This window comes from Brenneria izadpanahii (genome assembly GCF_017569925.1).
GTDB lineage: Bacteria > Pseudomonadota > Gammaproteobacteria > Enterobacterales > Enterobacteriaceae > Brenneria > Brenneria izadpanahii.
On the sequence record NZ_CP050854.1, the window covers coordinates 3,780,698 to 3,796,845 of the forward strand.

15 protein-coding genes are annotated in these 16,148 nt (G+C 53.0%); 9 read left to right on the top strand and 6 right to left on the bottom strand.

Translation table 11 applies throughout. The features are described 5' to 3' along the window. Positions 1 to 435: 435 nt before the first annotated feature. Positions 436 to 1,470 carry an outer membrane protein assembly factor BamC gene (gene bamC / locus HC231_RS16920; protein ID WP_208227905.1) on the bottom strand — a complete coding sequence of 345 codons (1,035 nt, stop codon included), beginning with the start codon at positions 1,468 to 1,470 and terminating at the stop codon, positions 436 to 438. Positions 1,471 to 1,486: 16 nt separating this feature from the next. Next, positions 1,487 to 2,365 carry a 4-hydroxy-tetrahydrodipicolinate synthase gene (gene dapA, locus HC231_RS16925; protein WP_208227906.1) on the bottom strand — a complete coding sequence of 293 codons (879 nt, stop codon included), beginning with the start codon at positions 2,363 to 2,365 and terminating at the stop codon, positions 1,487 to 1,489. Between the two features lie 303 nt (positions 2,366 to 2,668). On the opposite strand from dapA, the gene HC231_RS16930 reads away from it, so the two are divergent. The 4 genes from HC231_RS16930 to arsC all read left to right on the top strand — a co-directional run bounded on the left by HC231_RS16930 (position 2,669) and on the right by arsC (position 5,748). Further along, positions 2,669 to 3,241: a glycine cleavage system transcriptional repressor gene (locus HC231_RS16930; RefSeq protein WP_208231382.1), complete on the top strand. Its 573-nt coding sequence runs from the start codon at positions 2,669 to 2,671 to the stop codon at positions 3,239 to 3,241. 2 nt (positions 3,242 to 3,243) lie between these two features. Beyond that, positions 3,244 to 3,711, top strand: coding sequence for a thioredoxin-dependent thiol peroxidase (bcp, locus tag HC231_RS16935; RefSeq protein ID WP_208227907.1), 468 nt, complete (start codon positions 3,244 to 3,246; stop codon positions 3,709 to 3,711). Positions 3,712 to 3,905: 194 nt separating this feature from the next. Next, the gene (gene bepA / locus HC231_RS16940; protein ID WP_208227908.1) at positions 3,906 to 5,369 is read left to right on the top strand and encodes a beta-barrel assembly-enhancing protease; all 1,464 of its coding nucleotides are present in this window, start codon (positions 3,906 to 3,908) and stop codon (positions 5,367 to 5,369) included. A 22-nt stretch (positions 5,370 to 5,391) separates the two neighbouring features. After that, the gene (arsC, locus tag HC231_RS16945) at positions 5,392 to 5,748 is read left to right on the top strand and encodes an arsenate reductase (glutaredoxin) (protein ID WP_208227909.1); all 357 of its coding nucleotides are present in this window, start codon (positions 5,392 to 5,394) and stop codon (positions 5,746 to 5,748) included. 17 nt (positions 5,749 to 5,765) lie between these two features. Here the strand turns inward: arsC and hda are convergent, their stop codons facing one another. From hda to upp, 3 genes are all read right to left on the bottom strand, one after another. Further along, positions 5,766 to 6,482, bottom strand: a complete 717-nt coding sequence (gene hda / locus HC231_RS16950) for a DnaA inactivator Hda (protein WP_208227910.1) — start codon at positions 6,480 to 6,482, stop codon at positions 5,766 to 5,768. Between the two features lie 211 nt (positions 6,483 to 6,693). Continuing rightward, positions 6,694 to 7,986, bottom strand: a complete 1,293-nt coding sequence (gene uraA, locus HC231_RS16955; protein WP_208231383.1) for a uracil permease — start codon at positions 7,984 to 7,986, stop codon at positions 6,694 to 6,696. Positions 7,987 to 8,203: 217 nt separating this feature from the next. Then, positions 8,204 to 8,830: a uracil phosphoribosyltransferase gene (gene upp, locus HC231_RS16960; RefSeq protein ID WP_208227911.1), complete on the bottom strand. Its 627-nt coding sequence runs from the start codon at positions 8,828 to 8,830 to the stop codon at positions 8,204 to 8,206. 379 nt (positions 8,831 to 9,209) lie between these two features. Between upp and purM the strand changes: the two genes are divergently transcribed. The 4 genes from purM (at position 9,210) to HC231_RS16980 (ending at position 14,453) form a co-directional block, all read left to right on the top strand. Continuing rightward, complete coding sequence (purM, locus tag HC231_RS16965) at positions 9,210 to 10,247, top strand: phosphoribosylformylglycinamidine cyclo-ligase (protein ID WP_048635723.1); 1,038 nt, start codon at positions 9,210 to 9,212, stop codon at positions 10,245 to 10,247. Beyond that, entirely contained in the window at positions 10,247 to 10,885 is a 639-nt protein-coding gene (purN, locus tag HC231_RS16970) for a phosphoribosylglycinamide formyltransferase (RefSeq protein ID WP_208227912.1), read from the top strand. The genes purM and purN overlap by 1 nt, the downstream gene beginning before the upstream one ends. 348 nt (positions 10,886 to 11,233) lie before the next feature. Further along, positions 11,234 to 12,340: an ABC transporter substrate-binding protein gene (locus tag HC231_RS16975; protein WP_208227913.1), complete on the top strand. Its 1,107-nt coding sequence runs from the start codon at positions 11,234 to 11,236 to the stop codon at positions 12,338 to 12,340. Further along, positions 12,333 to 14,453, top strand: a complete 2,121-nt coding sequence (locus HC231_RS16980; protein WP_208227914.1) for a TonB-dependent siderophore receptor — start codon at positions 12,333 to 12,335, stop codon at positions 14,451 to 14,453. Before HC231_RS16975 ends, HC231_RS16980 begins: the two co-directional genes overlap by 8 nt. Positions 14,454 to 14,527: 74 nt before the next feature. Here HC231_RS16980 and HC231_RS16985 read toward each other — a convergent pair whose 3' ends face one another. After that, on the bottom strand, positions 14,528 to 14,956 hold the full coding sequence (locus HC231_RS16985) for a hypothetical protein (RefSeq protein ID WP_208227915.1): 429 nt from the start codon (positions 14,954 to 14,956) through the stop codon (positions 14,528 to 14,530). A 584-nt stretch (positions 14,957 to 15,540) separates the two neighbouring features. Here HC231_RS16985 and speG point away from each other — a divergent pair. Beyond that, a complete protein-coding gene (gene speG / locus HC231_RS16990) occupies positions 15,541 to 16,116 on the top strand; it encodes a spermidine N1-acetyltransferase (protein ID WP_208227916.1) in 576 nt (191 codons plus the stop codon). Positions 16,117 to 16,148 lie beyond the last annotated feature (32 nt).

Consider the following 16,148-nt stretch of genomic DNA (forward strand, 5'->3'; position numbering starts at 1 on the left):
CAATGAGGGCCGCCGCACACGGCCCGAGAATTTAACGCCCATCCCCTGCTTACCTGACATTGCCGCGCCGTCAGCGCACGCCCTCGTCCGAATCACGCTTCGGACTCGCGCTGCTTCGCTGCAACCCCAGCCATTTTGGGTATCGATTAATTAATGAAGAAGGGCCGGATAATCCGACCCTATACCCTTCATCTTTCAAATTGCAGATGCGTTGGCTGCCTAATTGCCCGGCTATTCCCTGAACCTCGCCCCGGTGGGGCCGCCGCAAGCGGCGTTCAAATCCGCTCCCGGCGGATTTGTCACCCCAGTGACTTATCGGTTGCCGCGTTACGATGCTCATTAATGAGCCTCGCCCATAAAGGGCCAACGCTTTACGTTGTTCAAAACGATAACGTTTTGTCCTGCGCCTTGAAATCTATTGGGTATATAAATTACTTAGTTGAAAGCCGCCTGGAATACCGGCACCAGCGCGTCATTCTGAGACTGGCTTAGCGTATGTCCCTTGGAGTCAATAAATTGCAGACTGCTACGGTTATCAAGATCGCCGACCTGCAATTTGTACTTACCATTAGGAAGCTCGGGATCTTTCGTTCCCAGGGTATCCCACGTACCGCCGCCAGGCGCTTTATAAGTAATGGAAACAGAACCCTGAGGACGGCTGCGATCGTCAATTTCCATACCGATCTTGCTTAACGCAGCCGGCAAGCGATCCCATACCAGGGTATAAGGCCCACGAACCACCAGCAGCGGCAGACCGGTATCATCAGCCCCGCTCTGCACATCCAGCGAACCGTTGGTGCGGTGCGCCAGCGCATTTTCACGCTCGGTCGCCTGGCTATCCAATGACTCGGTGATGGTATTCAACATCAACCCGGCGTAGCGTTGAACCTGGACAGGATCGGTAACGGGATTATTCTGCTGTTCCAGCGCCAACAGAGTGACGACGACGGCCGTCTGATACCCCTGTTGCTGAACGGCTACCTGGTAACGGCCCCGGTATTGAAGATCTTCATCCTGACGCACCCATGTGATCCAGTCCGTCGTTAATGTTTGGTTGGCGTCCTGACGGTTGGCAATGGCGAAGTTCTTCTCTTGTAAAGCTCGAACAACCTGAGGCCAAAGCTGGCTGTTCTGTGCGCTGCTTTCCAATAACAGCGCCGCCGTGTTACCCGAACTCTGGGTACGAGAACCATTCAACAAAGCCAATGGCTGCAACGGAGGACGAATATCCAGCTCTTTGCCTACAGCGCCGTTCAGGGTCACCGGCGGTATATCATAATCCCCATTCTGCACCGGCAAAATAATACCGGACGGCGTGTTCAGCGCTTTCTGCGTCGGCGTATGCAGATAAGATTCATCGCCGCTCACCTGCCGCTTATAGCGCTGATCGCTGGAACACGCAGCTAACAACATCACCAGCGATACGCCAACAACTTTTGCCACCATCGACTTTTGTAATGAACCAGTCATTAAATCTCCCTAACGGTTACAGCAAACCAGCTTGCTTCAATGCTCGCGCCAGCACCGTCTGACCGGATTCAGTCAGTGGCGTCATGGGCAGGCGAAGCGTATCGGTCGCCATGAGTCCCAATTCCTTACAGGCCCACTTCACCGGAATAGGATTGGGTTCAACAAATAATTTCTGATGCAACGGCATCAGGCGCTGATTTAAACGGCGGGCTTCAACAAAATTGCCCTGCGCCGCCAGCCTGCAAATTTCAGCCATTTCACGCGCGGCGATGTTCGCCGTAACGGAAATCACCCCTTTGCCGCCTAGTTGCATAAAGTCTAAACCGCTGGCGTCATCGCCACTCAGCAGAATAAAATCTTCATTAACCAGCTCTTGGATCTGACTTACCCGACTTAAGTTCCCCGTCGCTTCTTTAATAGCTACAATATTTTTGATTTCGGACAGGCGCGCGACCGTTTCCGGCAACATGTCGCAGCCCGTGCGAGAAGGGACGTTATAGAGAATTTGCGGCAGATCGGTATGCTCGGCGATCGCTTTGAAGTGTTGATACAGCCCTTCCTGGGTAGGTCTGTTGTAATACGGCGTTACCGTCAGGCAACCCAAGACCCCGGTATCATGAAACCGCTTGGTCAGCGAGATACCTTCCGCGGTGGCGTTGGCGCCGGTTCCGGCAATAACCGGGATGCGGCCATCGCACAATTCCAGCGTCATCATAACGACATCGCCATGCTCTTCATGGCTCAGCGTGGCGGACTCCCCCGTCGTTCCGACGGAGACAATCGCCGATGTGCCGCTAGCAACATGATAATCAATAAGTTTTTTAAGGCTCGGCCGGTCGACGGCGCCCTTGGCGTCCATCGGCGTAACCAGCGCAACAATACTTCCCGTAAACATTGGCCATTCCCTCCACAAACAAGTTCTTCATGGTACTTTTGACCTCTATGCAAAAGCAAGCGCGCAACGGCGTTGTAAGCGTTTGACGCACGGTTTTTTATAACGCTGCGAGCGGCATTAAAAATTCTTCTGGTTTTTTTATCACCGCCCGCCGCAAGCGGCGCTAAAGTTTCTCCCGGCTTTTTGATGGCGGGCCATCCCTGCCCGTCGCCCTCCGGGCCGCCGCAAGCGGCGTTAAAAATTGCCGGGAGCAATTTTTTATGTTTACCATGTAATCCTCTAAGGGGAAGCACAGGACATACGATTTTGTCGAGCTTACAAGAACACTATCTGGTTATCACCGCCGTAGGAGCCGACCGCCCAGGAATTGTTAACGCGATTACCCGTCACGTCAGCAGTTGCGGCTGTAACATCGAAGATAGCCGTCTTGCCATGCTGGGCGAAGAATTCACGTTTATCATGCTGCTTTCCGGGAGTTGGAACGCCATCACGCAGATCGAATCCACCCTACCGTTGAAAGGGGCGGAAATGGATTTATTGATCGTGATGAAACGAACAGAGTCGCAGGCTCGGCCACCGATGCCGTCAACCGTTTGGGTTAAAGTGGATGTGGCGGACTCGCCCCACATCATTGAGCGTTTTACGGATTTATTTGACTCTCACCAAATGAACATTGCCGAATTAGTGTCCAAAACCCAACCAGCTGAGGGAGATCAGCCGCCAAAATTGCATATTCAAATCACCGCGCACAGTCCTGCCACGTTGGACGGTTCAATTATTGAGCCGGCCTTTTATCAGCTATGTACAGAACTGCACGCACAAGGCAGTATTAGTGTCGTGAACTATCCACAGCATGAAGAGAAAGACGGAGAGTAGTGATGAATACACTGAAAGCCGGTGATATCGCACCGAAATTTAGCTTGCCCGACCAGGACGGCGAACAAGTAGATTTAACCGACTTCCAGGGGCAGAAAGTATTGGTTTATTTCTACCCTAAAGCCATGACCCCCGGATGTACCGTTCAGGCTTGCGGTCTGCGCGACAACATGGACGAACTAAAAAAATATGGCGTGGAAGTCATTGGCATCAGCACGGACAAACCAGAGAAACTGTCCCTCTTCGCCGAAAAAGAGTTATTAAACTTCACCCTGTTATCTGATGAAGATCATCAGGTTTCGGAACAATTCGGCGTATGGGGTGAAAAAACGTTCATGGGGAAAACCTATGACGGTATTCATCGCATCAGTTTCCTGATTGATGAAAACGGCAAGGTCATGAAGGTGTTTGATGATTTTAAAACCAACAACCACCATGATATCGTCCTGGAATACCTGAAAACGGCCTGAGTCGCTCGTTTCCAGCAATATCGCCGGCATCTTGCATAAGGTGTCGGTTTATACCATCGCCGGTCTGCGCGCCAGGCAAACTATATTCCCTGCCGACCCCACGATTTTCCCGTATAAATATTTCTTTGTGCGCCCGCGCTGGCTAAGATGGTTAACAGGTTCCTTTATGTCTGTTGATAAGGTTATCTTCCGTTATGTCTAGCCGGTTAAGAAAAACGGTCATTGCCGTCCTGTCGGGGGCGTTGCTGACCGCCAATATGCTTCCTGTCCAGGCCGAGATCCAGGATCAGCTGCCGGAGATCGGCACTACGGCCGGCAACACGCTTAGCATCAATCAGGAACTGGCCATGGGCGATTTTTATGTCCGTCAGTTGCGGTCCGGCGCGCCGTTGATCAACGATCCCCTGCTATCCAATTACATCAATCAATTAGGCAACCGACTGGTCAAACAGGCTAATTCCGTACGCACCCCCTTTCACTTTTTCCTGATTCGCAATGACGATATCAACGCCTTTGCCTTCTTTGGCGGCAATGTCGTCTTGCACTCGGCATTATTCCGCTATGCGGACAACGAGAGCGAACTGGCCTCAGTGCTGGCGCATGAAATTTCGCATGTTACGCAGCGTCATTTGGCGCGCACCATGGAATCGCAACAGCGGAACGCGCCGCTGACCTGGGTCGGCGCGCTGGGCTCCATTCTACTGGCGATGGCTAATCCGCAGTTGGGGATGGCGGCGCTGAGCGGCACCATCGCGGGAAGCCAGCAAGGGCTGATTACCTTTACCCAGGCCAATGAACAGGAAGCGGATCGCATTGGTCTTCAAGTGCTGCAGCGCGCCGGCTTCGATCCGCAGGCCATGCCGAATTTCCTGCAAAAACTGGCCGATCAGTCACGATATTCATCCAAACCGCCGGAAATTTTGCTTACGCACCCCCTGCCGGAAAGCCGGCTGTCCGATGCGCGCAACCGGGCAAATCAGATGCGTTCCACGCCGGTGCAATCCTCTCAGGACTTCCTGTTCGCCAAAGTGCGCGTCTTCGGCATGTACGGTTCAACGGAACGTCCGCTGAGCGATGATTTACTGAATGCCTGGGCGAAGGGAAATGTCCGCGAGCAGTTGGCCGCCAAATACGGCGAGGCCATCCGCTTTTATCAGGCCAAAAAATACGATGAAGCGCGCAATCTATTGCAACCTTTACTGAATAACGCCCCTGACAATCCGTGGTTTCTGGATTTAATGACCGATATCGATTTAGGGCAAAATCGCGCGTCGCAGGCTATCGCAAGGTTGGAGAAAGCATCGGGCATACAAACCAATCCCGTGCTCCAGCTCAATCTGGCGAACGCCTACGTTGAGGGGAAACAGCCCGCGGCCGCGAGCAAAATTCTCTATCGCTACACCTACGCCCACGCTGACGATCCCAACGGCTGGGATTTGCTGGCGCAGTCTTCCGCCGCTCAAGGCGCCCGCGCGGAAGAGTTAGCCGCCCGCGCGGAAAGTCTGGCGCTGACCGGGAACCTCGATCAGTCGATCCGTTTACTGAGCAACGCCAGTTCGCTGGTGAAGCTTGGCAGTCTGGAACAGGCGCGCTACGACGCCCGCATCGATCAGCTACGCCAACTTCAACAACGTTTTCGTCAGTACCAAAAATCCTGATGGAATGAAGGAAAACTTTCTGATGACCAAGAACGTCACGATTTACCACAACCCGCGCTGCTCCAAAAGCCGCGAAACGCTATCGCTGCTGAAACAGCGCGGCATTACGCCCCAGGTGGTGCTATATCTGGAAACGCCGCCCGATGCCGATACCCTGGATCGCTTGATTCATCAACTCGGTCTGAACAGCGCGCGCGATCTGATGCGCCGTAAAGAAGACCTTTATCGTCAGCTAAATCTTGCCGATGACAGTCTGACCGAAGCCCAACTTATTCAGGCGATGATTGAACATCCAAAGTTGATCGAACGCCCCATTGTGGTTGCGGGCCAGCAGGCGCGCATCGGCCGTCCGCCGGAACAGGTATTGGAAATTTTGTAAGCGGGCAAGCGCCCAGGTTACAACCCGAGGATCTCTTTCACGAAGGGAATAGTCAATTTGCGCTGGGCGGTGATGGAGGCATGATCGAGCTGATCCAGCGTCATAAATAGGGTGCGCATTTCACGATCCAGCCGTTTAAGCAGAAAACGGCTGACATCTTCCGGTAGTTCGAAACCGCGCAGTTTCGCCCTCAGTTGCAATGCCTCGCCTTTTTCCTCATCGGACAGCGGCTGAAGTTTATAAATCTGTCCCCAATCCAGCCGGGAAGAGAGATCGGGCAAATGCAGATTGAGCTGACGAGGGGGACGATCGCCGGTGATCAACAACCGGGTGCGCCCGGTTTCCTGAATACGATTATAGAGGTTAAACATCGCCATTTCCCAGGCTTCGTCACCCGCGATGGATTCGATATTATCGATACACACCAGCGCCAGTTGCTCCATGCCGTCCAGAACTTCGGGTACGAAATAGGCGCGCTTATCGAGCGGCACATAACCGACCGCCTGGCCGTGATGGGATAAATCAGCGCATGCCGCGTGCAGCAGATGACTACGACCGCCCCCTTCCCGCGACCAGAAATAAATATAGCTTCCGTGTTCCTGACGCAGAGCGGCGTTGATGGCGGCGAGAAGAGACGCGTTTTCTCCCGGATAGAAACTGGAGAACGTTTCGTCATCGGGTAAATACAGAGGCAATGAAAGCTGTGCCGGCGTGTTCAGAATAACCTCAAGCAAGACAGGCAGGGGAAACGAAATCAGTCTATCACAGAAACTTGACCCTGTTGAGTCAGTTGCGTCGAGTTAGGCCAGTAAACCGGCGGCCCCAAAGGGCCGCCGGCGCTTCACATCAGGGGAAATCCGCGTCAGACGTTAATCCTTACGGCAATTAGCGCCGAGAACGCGTTCGCCATCTCTCCGCGGCCGTCAAACATCGGCAAACATATGCTCAACGCGGGGCCGACTCTTCCGTGTCCGGCGCATCAAGAATCACTTCTTCAGCGCGGAACAGGCTAATCACCTTAAACAGCAGGCTCATGCCGATCCCCACCACCGTCGCCAGCGCCATCCCTTTCAGTTCGGCCGCGCCCAGATGCACCTTCGCGCCGCTGACGCCAATAATCAGGATAACGGAGGTCAAAATCAGGTTTTGCGCCTTGTTGTAATCCACTTTGGATTCAATCAGAACACGGATGCCGGACGCGCCAATCACCCCATACAGCAACAGCGATACGCCGCCCATAACCGGAACCGGAACGGCCTGAATAGCGGCCGCCAGCTTACCGACGCAGGACAACAGAATGGCGAGGACCGCCGCGCCGCCGATCACCCAGGTGCTGTATACCTTGGTAATCGCCAGTACGCCGATATTTTCACCGTAGGTGGTGTTCGGTGTGGAGCCGAAGAAACCCGACAGCATGGTGGAAACACCGTTGGCGAACAGGGAACGATGCAGCCCCGGATCACGCATCAAATCTTTCTTTACGATATTGGCGGTAACGACCAGATGCCCGACATGTTCGGCGATCACCACCAGCACCGCCGGCAGAATGGTCAGAATGGCGAACCATTCAAAACGCGGGGTATAAAATGTCGGCAACGCGAACCAGTGCGCCTGCGCGATAGGCGTCAGATCCACGGCGCCCATGGCGAATGACAGCGCATAACCGGCCAAAACCCCGATAAGAATCGGGATAATCGCCAGAAAGCCACGAAATAGCACCGAGCCCAAAATCGTTACCGCCAGCGTCACCAGTGAAATCGTCACCGCCGACGTATCGACAGAGGCGCCGTCGGCAGGCAGCAAACCGGCCATCCCCGCCGCCACGCCGGCCAGTTCCAGGCCGATAACGGCAACAATCGCCCCCATCGCCGCGGGCGGGAATATCACGTCCAGCCATCCCGTTCCCGCTTTCTTGACGATCAGCGCCACCAGACAGAACAGGAAGCCGCAGACAATAAATCCGCCCAGCGCCACCTCGTACCCCAGAGGCAACAGCAGCAACACCGGCGAAATAAACGCAAAACTGGATCCCAGATAGGCAGGGATCTTGCCTTTACAGATAAATAAATAGAGCAAAGTGCCAATGCCGTTGAATAACAACACGGTAGCCGGGTTAATTTTGAACAGAATAGGGACCAGCACGGTGGCGCCGAACATCGCAAACAGATGTTGGAAACTCAGCGGAATGGTTTGCAACAAGGGGGGACGTTCACTTACCCCGATGGCGCGACGAGTCATCTTTGTATCCTCGGTAAAATGGCTATTTATCGTGTGCGGCATGATGTCCGCACCTGTTATTACAGCCGCACCCAACTCGCCCAAAGCGCATATTTCAGGCAGGAAGATGCTGTTATGGCTGTGGACCGCCGCCGACAACGCCGCAAGCGGCGGCCCCAAGGGTGGCGGGCAGGAATGGCCGCCATAAAAAAGCCGACTGATTAAGCCGGCTTACCTGTTATTTAGTACCAAATATTTTATCGCCCGCGTCGCCCAGGCCCGGCATGATATAGCCATGCTCATTAAGACCTTTATCAATCGCCGCGGTGTAGAGCTCGATATCCGGATGCGCTTTCTCCAGCGCGGCAATCCCTTCCGGCGCAGCCACCAGCACCAGCACCTTGATGCTCTGACAACCCGCCTTTTTCAGCAGATCGATGGTGGCGATCATTGAGCCGCCGGTCGCCAGCATCGGATCCACCACCAGCGCCATACGTTCATCTATATTGGAAACGAGCTTTTGGAAATACGGCACCGGCTCCAGCGTTTCTTCATTACGATAGATCCCCACCACGCTGATGCGGGCGCTGGGAACATTCTCCAGCACGCCTTCCATCATCCCTAAGCCGGCGCGCAGAATAGGCACCACGGTAATTTTTTTGCCTTTGATTTGATCGACTTCAACCGGACCGCACCAGCCTTCAATGGTGACTTTCTCCGTCTCTAAACCGGCGGTTGCCTCATAGGTCAATAAACTTCCCACTTCGGAAGCCAGCTCACGAAAACGCTTGGTACTAATATCGTTCTCACGCATCAGACCAAGTTTATGTTTGACGAGCGGGTGTTTCACCTCGACGATCTTCATCAGTATTCTCCCTAGACAGTGGACGGTCAAAAAAACGCTTGGCGCGTTTTTAAACTCCGCTTGCGGAGGCCCGCAGGGCAGCCGGCGGGGTAGCCACACCACGAGCGTTTTTAACGTCACAACGTGACGGCCCGCAGGGCGGCGGCTGGACGCTAGCCATAAAAAAATCGCCGGATTATACCGCTTTTTTGAACGAGTAACATACGGTTAAGCCTGATCCAGATCAACCGATAAGGGAAATTGCGCGGGATAAGGAAAAATGGAAACCCGGTGACTCATCGCTCGCAAACGTTTGCTCGCGCTGTTAGAATTAGCGCGCTCCATTTTTTAACCGACACTGTTTTTAACCACAAATTGTAACCTCCGTGGGGACTCCGTAGTGACCGACAAAACCTCTCTCAGCTATAAAGACGCAGGCGTGGATATTGATGCGGGTAATGCATTGGTAGACCGTATCAAAGGTGTAGTGAAACAAACCCGCCGCCCTGAAGTTATGGGTGGTCTGGGTGGTTTCGGCGCCTTATGCGCCTTACCGCAAAAATACCGTGAACCCATTCTGGTTTCCGGCACTGACGGAGTCGGCACCAAGCTGCGTCTGGCTATGGATCTCAAGCGTCATGACACCATTGGCATCGATCTGGTCGCCATGTGCGTCAACGATCTGGTCGTGCAAGGGGCCGAACCCTTATTCTTCCTGGATTACTACGCCACCGGAAAACTGGACGTTGATACGGCCGCCAGCGTAATCGCAGGCATCGCCGAAGGCTGTAAACAATCAGGCTGCGCGCTGGTTGGCGGCGAAACGGCGGAAATGCCGGGCATGTATCACGGCGAAGATTATGACGTTGCCGGCTTCTGCGTCGGCGTGGTTGAAAAATCTGAAATCATCGACGGCAGTAAGGTACAGGCGGGCGACGTGCTGGTTGCCCTGGCCGCCAGCGGCCCGCACTCAAACGGCTATTCGCTGGTGCGCAAAATTCTGGAAGTCAGCAAAACCGATCCGGCTCAGGTCGCACTGGAAGGCAAGCCGTTGGCCGACCATCTGCTGGCGCCGACAAAAATCTACGTTAAATCGATTCTGTCGCTGATTGAAAAAATTGACGTGCACGCTATTTGCCATCTGACGGGCGGCGGCTTCTGGGAAAACATTCCGCGCGTACTGCCGGAAGGCATGCAGGCAACGATTGACGAATCAAGCTGGCAGTGGCCGGCGGTATTCAACTGGCTGCAACAGGCGGGCAACGTCAGCCGGCGCGAAATGTATCGCACATTCAACTGCGGCGTTGGTATGATTGTCGCACTGCCAGCCGAACAGGCAGACGAAGCCATCGCATTGTTAAACAGCAGTGGCGAAACCGCATGGAAAATCGGCGTGATTAACCAAACTGACGCCGGAGACGCAGTGGTCATTAGCTAATGAAAAACTTTGTTATCCTGATATCGGGTCAAGGAAGCAACTTGCAGGCGTTGATAGACGCCTGCAAGCGCGGCCGTATTAACGGTGAGATAGCAGCGGTCTTTAGCAACAATCCTGAAGCCTACGGTTTACAGCGCGCGCAAGAGGCGGGGATACCGGCCCATGTCATTAACCCGGCGGATTTCGCCGACCGCGCCGCTTATGATGCGGCGCTGGCGCAGGAAATCGAACAGTATGAACCGGCGCTCATTGTTCTGGCGGGGTATATGCGAATTCTCAGCCCTGAGTTTGTGGCGCAGTTCTCCGGTAAGATGCTCAATATCCACCCGTCCCTGTTGCCCAAATACCCTGGATTGCACACCCATAGCCAGGCATTGAAAAACGGCGACGGCGTGCATGGCACATCGGTGCATTTTGTGACGGACGAACTGGATGGCGGCCCGTTGATCCTGCAGGCCAAAGTACCGGTATTCACCAATGACACCGAAGAAAGCCTGAAACAACGCGTTCATGTACAAGAGCACACCATTTATCCCCTGGTGGTCAGTTGGTTCCTTTCCGGCCGCTTAAAAATGCGGGAAAATGAAGCCTGGCTGGATGGCGTGCGTATTCCTCCGCAAGGATATGCCGCAGAATAACCTTCATTCGTATTCACGATAACCATCCCGGATTGTGATGACGGCATCCGGGATATGCATAACATCGCTGACAACCTTGAGCAATATCACCCGCTATCAACAACCCCTCTGAATCCGTTCCGATAACCCTGCCGCTTCAACTAATAACAGCGTTGCCGTACCGACTTCGATTTTAGCGAGATACGCCACTTCCCGTCGGTTTTTACTTTAATTATTTATTTAATTACCAGTAAATTTAAGATCTATAACGGTATCCGGCGCCAGGGTAAATAATCCTCACTCATCTTCGGTTGAAAACAAGAATAACAATGATTATCTTTTGCTATCGTTTTTCTTGCAGAATTAGTCATGCGTATTCTCATATCCGTTGTTTTATTACTTCTTAGCCCGTTCTCTTTGGCCAAAAGCGTTACTGATATTCTCGGCCGACAGGTAGAAATCCCAGACCATCCACAACGAATTGTCCTTGGCGAAAGCCGTATGCTTTATACGCTGGCGCTGCTTGAACCGGGAAATCCGACAAGACATATCGTCGGCTGGCCGGGAGATATGGCGCGCTACGATGCGCAGAGCTGGCAACGCTATACGGAAAAATTTCCGGCTATCAGTCAAATCCCGCAGTTGGGCAACGGCAATCTGCATAGCGTAAATGCGGAAATGCTGCTGCCGTTAAAACCCGATTTGGTGATTCTGCCGCGCCTGGCGAAAAGCTCCGCCGATGACGCCCAACTGCAACAAACGCTGGCTAACGCCGGCGTACCGGTGATCTACGTCGATTTACGCGTCGATTTGCTCAACAACACCTTACCCAGCATCCGGCTGCTGGGAGAAGTGCTGAATCAGCCGCAGCGGGCCGCGGCGTTCAGCGAGTTTTATCAGCAGCATATGGAAGTGATCCGTCAGCGCATCGCGCAATATCACGGTAAAAAAACCACGGTGATGCTGCACCTGCACCTTGGCCGCCGCGATACCTGCTGTACCACCGCCGTCGGCGGCAATCTGGGCGATCTGCTGACCTTTGCCGGCGGTGAAAATATCGCCGCCGGAACCATCAGCAGCGTATACGGCGAACTCAGCCCCGAACGGGCGCTGGCGGCCAACCCCGATGTTTATATCGCTACCGGCATGGCCGGGCCGGAGGGAAAACGCTTCTCCAGCCTGATGCTGGGCCCGTTGGTCAATCCGCAGCAGGCGCAGGACAGCTTCGGCAAACTGATACGCCAGGATCCTATTCTGTCTCATCTTCAGGCGGTTAAAACCGGTCGAGCCTGGAGTATGTGGCACAACTTTTATCTCAGCCCTTACCACGTAGTTATGGTGGAGATGTTTGCCAAAGCGCTCTACCCCGATCTCTTCAGCGATATCGATCCGCAACTCACACTACAAAAAATTTACCAGAACTTTTTACCTATCGATTTTTCAGGGACATATTGGAGTCAACTTGCACATGAATAACCAACTATTTCGGAATGGCTGGCCGTTGCTGGCCCTGCTGCCTTTCAGCATTCAGGCGGCGACCAACGACCGGGGGGATACGGTGGAGGTCACGGCGACGGCGGGAACGGCGCCAGCCGAGGAAAGCGGCTATCAGCCGCATAAAACCGTTACCGGCACCCGTACCGAAAGCCGCCTGCTGGATGTGCCGCAGGCGGTGAATGTAGTGCCTAACCAGGTGATTGAAGATCGGGCGGTACGCAACATTGACGAAGCCTTGTATAACGTCAGCGGCATTACGCAAGCCAACACGCTTGGCGGCACCCAGGATGCGCTGATCAAGCGCGGTTTCGGCGATAACCGTGATGGTTCGCTCTTTCGTGACGGCGTCCGCTCGATTCAGGCGCGTAACTTCACGCCGACCAGCGAACGCGTCGAGGTGCTGAAAGGCCCGGCTTCTATGCTATACGGCATGGGCGAACCCGGCGGCGTCATCAATATCATCAGCAAAAAACCGGAATTAGAGCAAAAGACGCACATCGAAGGCTGGGGCAGCAGCTTTAAGGGCGGCGGCGGCCAATTGGACGTCACCGGACCGCTGGGAACGTCCGGGCTAGCTTACCGGATGATAGTCGACCATGATGAAACCGATTACTGGCGTAATTTTGGCCGCAACCGTCAAACCACCATTGCGCCATCTCTGATGTGGTACGGCGAAGATACCACGGTGCGCATCGCCTATGAGCATATGGAGTATCTGACGCCTTTCGATCGCGGCACCGTGCTGGACACCAACACCGGCAAGCCGGTAAATACGCCCCGTAAACGACGTTTCGACGAGGGTTACAACGCCACCCGCGGCGATCAGGACAGCATCACCATGCAGATCGATCGCAACCTGACCGATCGCTGGAAAAGCAGTCTGACCTACTCCTATAACCGCAACCGCTACAGCGACAATCAAGCGCGGGCGATGAGTTATGATGCCGATACCGGCAACCTGTCTCGCCGGGCCGACTCCACCGGCTATGCCCACGCACAGACCCAGGTTGTGCAGTTAACCCTGAACGGCGACGTGGATTGGGGAGCAATCAATCACCAGTTGCTGTTTGGCTTTGATTACGAAGCCGACCGCACTTACCGCGGCGATATGCTGCAAGGCTCCGCCACCGATGTTTTCAATGTATACAACCCGGTCTACGGCAATTTAGCTGAATCCAGTTCGGTTATCGCCTCACAGAGCGATCAGCGGGAAAATATCGACAGCACCGGTTTCTTTATGCAGGATGCGATTCGCCTTAACGAACGTTGGCAACTGCTGGGCGGTCTGCGCTACGACAGCTTTGACGTTATGTCAGGCAAGGGCCGGCCATTCAAGACCAATACGGACAGTTCATATAACCGCGTCGTGCCGCGCGCGGGCATTATTTACAGCCTGACGCCGTATTCATCGCTTTATGCCAGCTACAGCGAGTCGTTTAAACCCAACTCCTCGATTGCCACGCAAATCGGCGCGCTGCCGCCAGAAATCGGTAAATCCTACGAAATCGGCGCCAAGCTGGATCTGCCCAACCGGATCACCGCCAACGTGGCGTTGTTTGATATTCAAAAGCGTAACGTGATGGTGAGTGAACTTGACGGTAACGGCGACACCGTGACGCGCACCGCCGGCAAAGTCCGTTCGCAGGGTATCGAACTGGATATGGCAGGGAAATTGACCGACTCGCTGAGTCTGATCGGCTCCTATGCCTATACCGATGCGCGCGTAACGGCGGACCCGGAAAACAACGGCAATGAACTGACCAATGCGGCGCGTCATACCGCTTCACTGTTCCTGACGCAGGATTTCGGCGCCTTGGGACTGCATTCGGGTGATAATCTGCGCGCCGGCGCGGGCGCTCGTTACGTCGGTCGCCGTCCCGGTGATGCGGCAAACAGCTTCTATCTGGATGATTACACAGTGGCCGATGCCTTTGTGGCTTACAGCACGCCAATCAACGGCTACAAGGTGAAGTGGCAGTTAAATATCAAGAACCTGTTTGATAAAACCTATTATCCGTCCAGCGGCAACAACCTGCGTATCGCCGTGGGCGAACCGCGCCAGTTCGTACTGCGCGCCAGCGTGGATTTCTGATCGACAAGGGATAATAGAACTAAGAAGGGCACTGCCTGACATAGATATCGTCAGGCAGTATCATCATATCGCGCTTATTTAACGCTAACGATAGTACCTTTGTAACCACGAACAACAACATGAATTTGTTTGAATACGCCGTAGTTTTTCGTCGTTACTTCATAGCGAGGAGCAACGATTAAGTCAGCGCCGGCGGCTTTAACCGCGTTGTAGGTTGCGGCAGACTTAACTGAACCAGAAGCATCGGCAAAAGACAGCGCGCCGCCGGTACCGTAGTTTACGCCATCAACGTAGTTGTCGCCTTCGCCCCATTTGATGAAGCCCATCAGTACGTTAGCGGTAGCTTCACCCTGGATTTTTTCACCAACCTGAATATCCGCTTTTACAGTAGATTCGACGTTGCCAACCAGCGCGCTAGTAGGCTGGCTTGTGTTATAAGAAGAACAGCCTGCCAACAGAGAAACAGCAAATGCTGCGGCGGCTAATTTTAATTTATTATTCATAACGTACATATCCTTACGATTAATAATAGTGACAATAAGCCCGTGAATAAATTTGGGCCGCGCAATACTATTTTATTTCCAAATGAAAAACCAGCCTATTTTAATAGAATCACTAATGGTAAAAATAAAAATCATTATCACTTTATATTTCCCCGCCGCAAAAACCCCACGCGCCAAACCATTCACCCCCTGCCGTTCACGGCGCCAGGAAAAATAAAAAAACTAATTAAAATCAACAATATAAATATTACTTAAACATTTCTGCAAAGAAGAAAAACAAAATAAAAACATTCCATTAAAAACAAAAATAATAAAAAAGCGAACACAAATAAAAATGGTACAAATAAATAATAACCAGACTAATTATAAATTACCGTTCAGTTTTATCCTTTATCGAACCGTAAAAAAATAAAAGCAAACAACATATAACCCCGCAAATATTACTTTTAAAAAAAACATCAACTGAATGCCATCAAATTAATTGATTATTATTTGATTAAATAAAATCCAAATAAAATGCTCATCATTGCGCCGTATTGTCATACAATCGATGAGAGCTAACTGCATGAAATGAGGATTAACTTATGCCAGATACGAGTAACGTCGTTCGGCTACGACCGCTGGAGCGGGACGATCTAACCTTTGTTCATCAATTGGATAATAACGCCAGCGTTATGCGCTACTGGTTTGAAGAACCTTACGAAGCCTTTGTCGAACTCAGCGATCTGTACGATAAACACATTCACGACCAAAGCGAACGGCGCTTTATTATCGAACACGATCGCACCAAAGTCGGCCTGGTCGAACTGGTGGAGATCACCCACATCCACCGCCGGGCGGAGTTCCAGATCATCATCGATCCCGTTCATCAAGGGAAAGGCTATGCCAGCGCGGCGGCGAAGCTGGCCATGGATTACGGCTTTTCGGTGCTGAATCTGTACAAGCTGTATCTGATTGTGGATAAGGAAAACAAGAAGGCGATACATCTCTACGCCAAGCTGGGCTTTGAAGTGGAAGGCGAATTGATTCACGAGTTTTTCATCAACGGCCAATACTGCAATGCCATCCGTATGTGTATTTTCCAGCACCAATATCTGGCAAAACACAAAACGGTGACCGGCACCGGCGGCTCCGCGCCGGGCGCCGATATCACCTTGTGATCGGCTCCGGCGCTTCGATGCCGTTTGAGATT

Coding starts and splice junctions, on each gene's coding strand:
- bcp (WP_208227907.1), top strand. CDS start 3,244: ATGAATACACTGAAAGCCGGTGATATCGCACCGAAATTTAGCTTGCCC.
- HC231_RS16975 (WP_208227913.1), top strand. CDS start 11,234: ATGCGTATTCTCATATCCGTTGTTTTATTACTTCTTAGCCCGTTCTCT.
- upp (WP_208227911.1), bottom strand. CDS start 8,830: ATGAAGATCGTCGAGGTGAAACACCCGCTCGTCAAACATAAACTTGGT.
- speG (WP_208227916.1), top strand. CDS start 15,541: ATGCCAGATACGAGTAACGTCGTTCGGCTACGACCGCTGGAGCGGGAC.
- bamC (WP_208227905.1), bottom strand. CDS start 1,470: ATGACTGGTTCATTACAAAAGTCGATGGTGGCAAAAGTTGTTGGCGTA.
- purN (WP_208227912.1), top strand. CDS start 10,247: ATGAAAAACTTTGTTATCCTGATATCGGGTCAAGGAAGCAACTTGCAG.
- arsC (WP_208227909.1), top strand. CDS start 5,392: ATGACCAAGAACGTCACGATTTACCACAACCCGCGCTGCTCCAAAAGC.
- dapA (WP_208227906.1), bottom strand. CDS start 2,365: ATGTTTACGGGAAGTATTGTTGCGCTGGTTACGCCGATGGACGCCAAG.
- HC231_RS16985 (WP_208227915.1), bottom strand. CDS start 14,956: ATGAATAATAAATTAAAATTAGCCGCCGCAGCATTTGCTGTTTCTCTG.
- bepA (WP_208227908.1), top strand. CDS start 3,906: ATGTCTAGCCGGTTAAGAAAAACGGTCATTGCCGTCCTGTCGGGGGCG.
- uraA (WP_208231383.1), bottom strand. CDS start 7,986: ATGACTCGTCGCGCCATCGGGGTAAGTGAACGTCCCCCCTTGTTGCAA.
- HC231_RS16980 (WP_208227914.1), top strand. CDS start 12,333: ATGAATAACCAACTATTTCGGAATGGCTGGCCGTTGCTGGCCCTGCTG.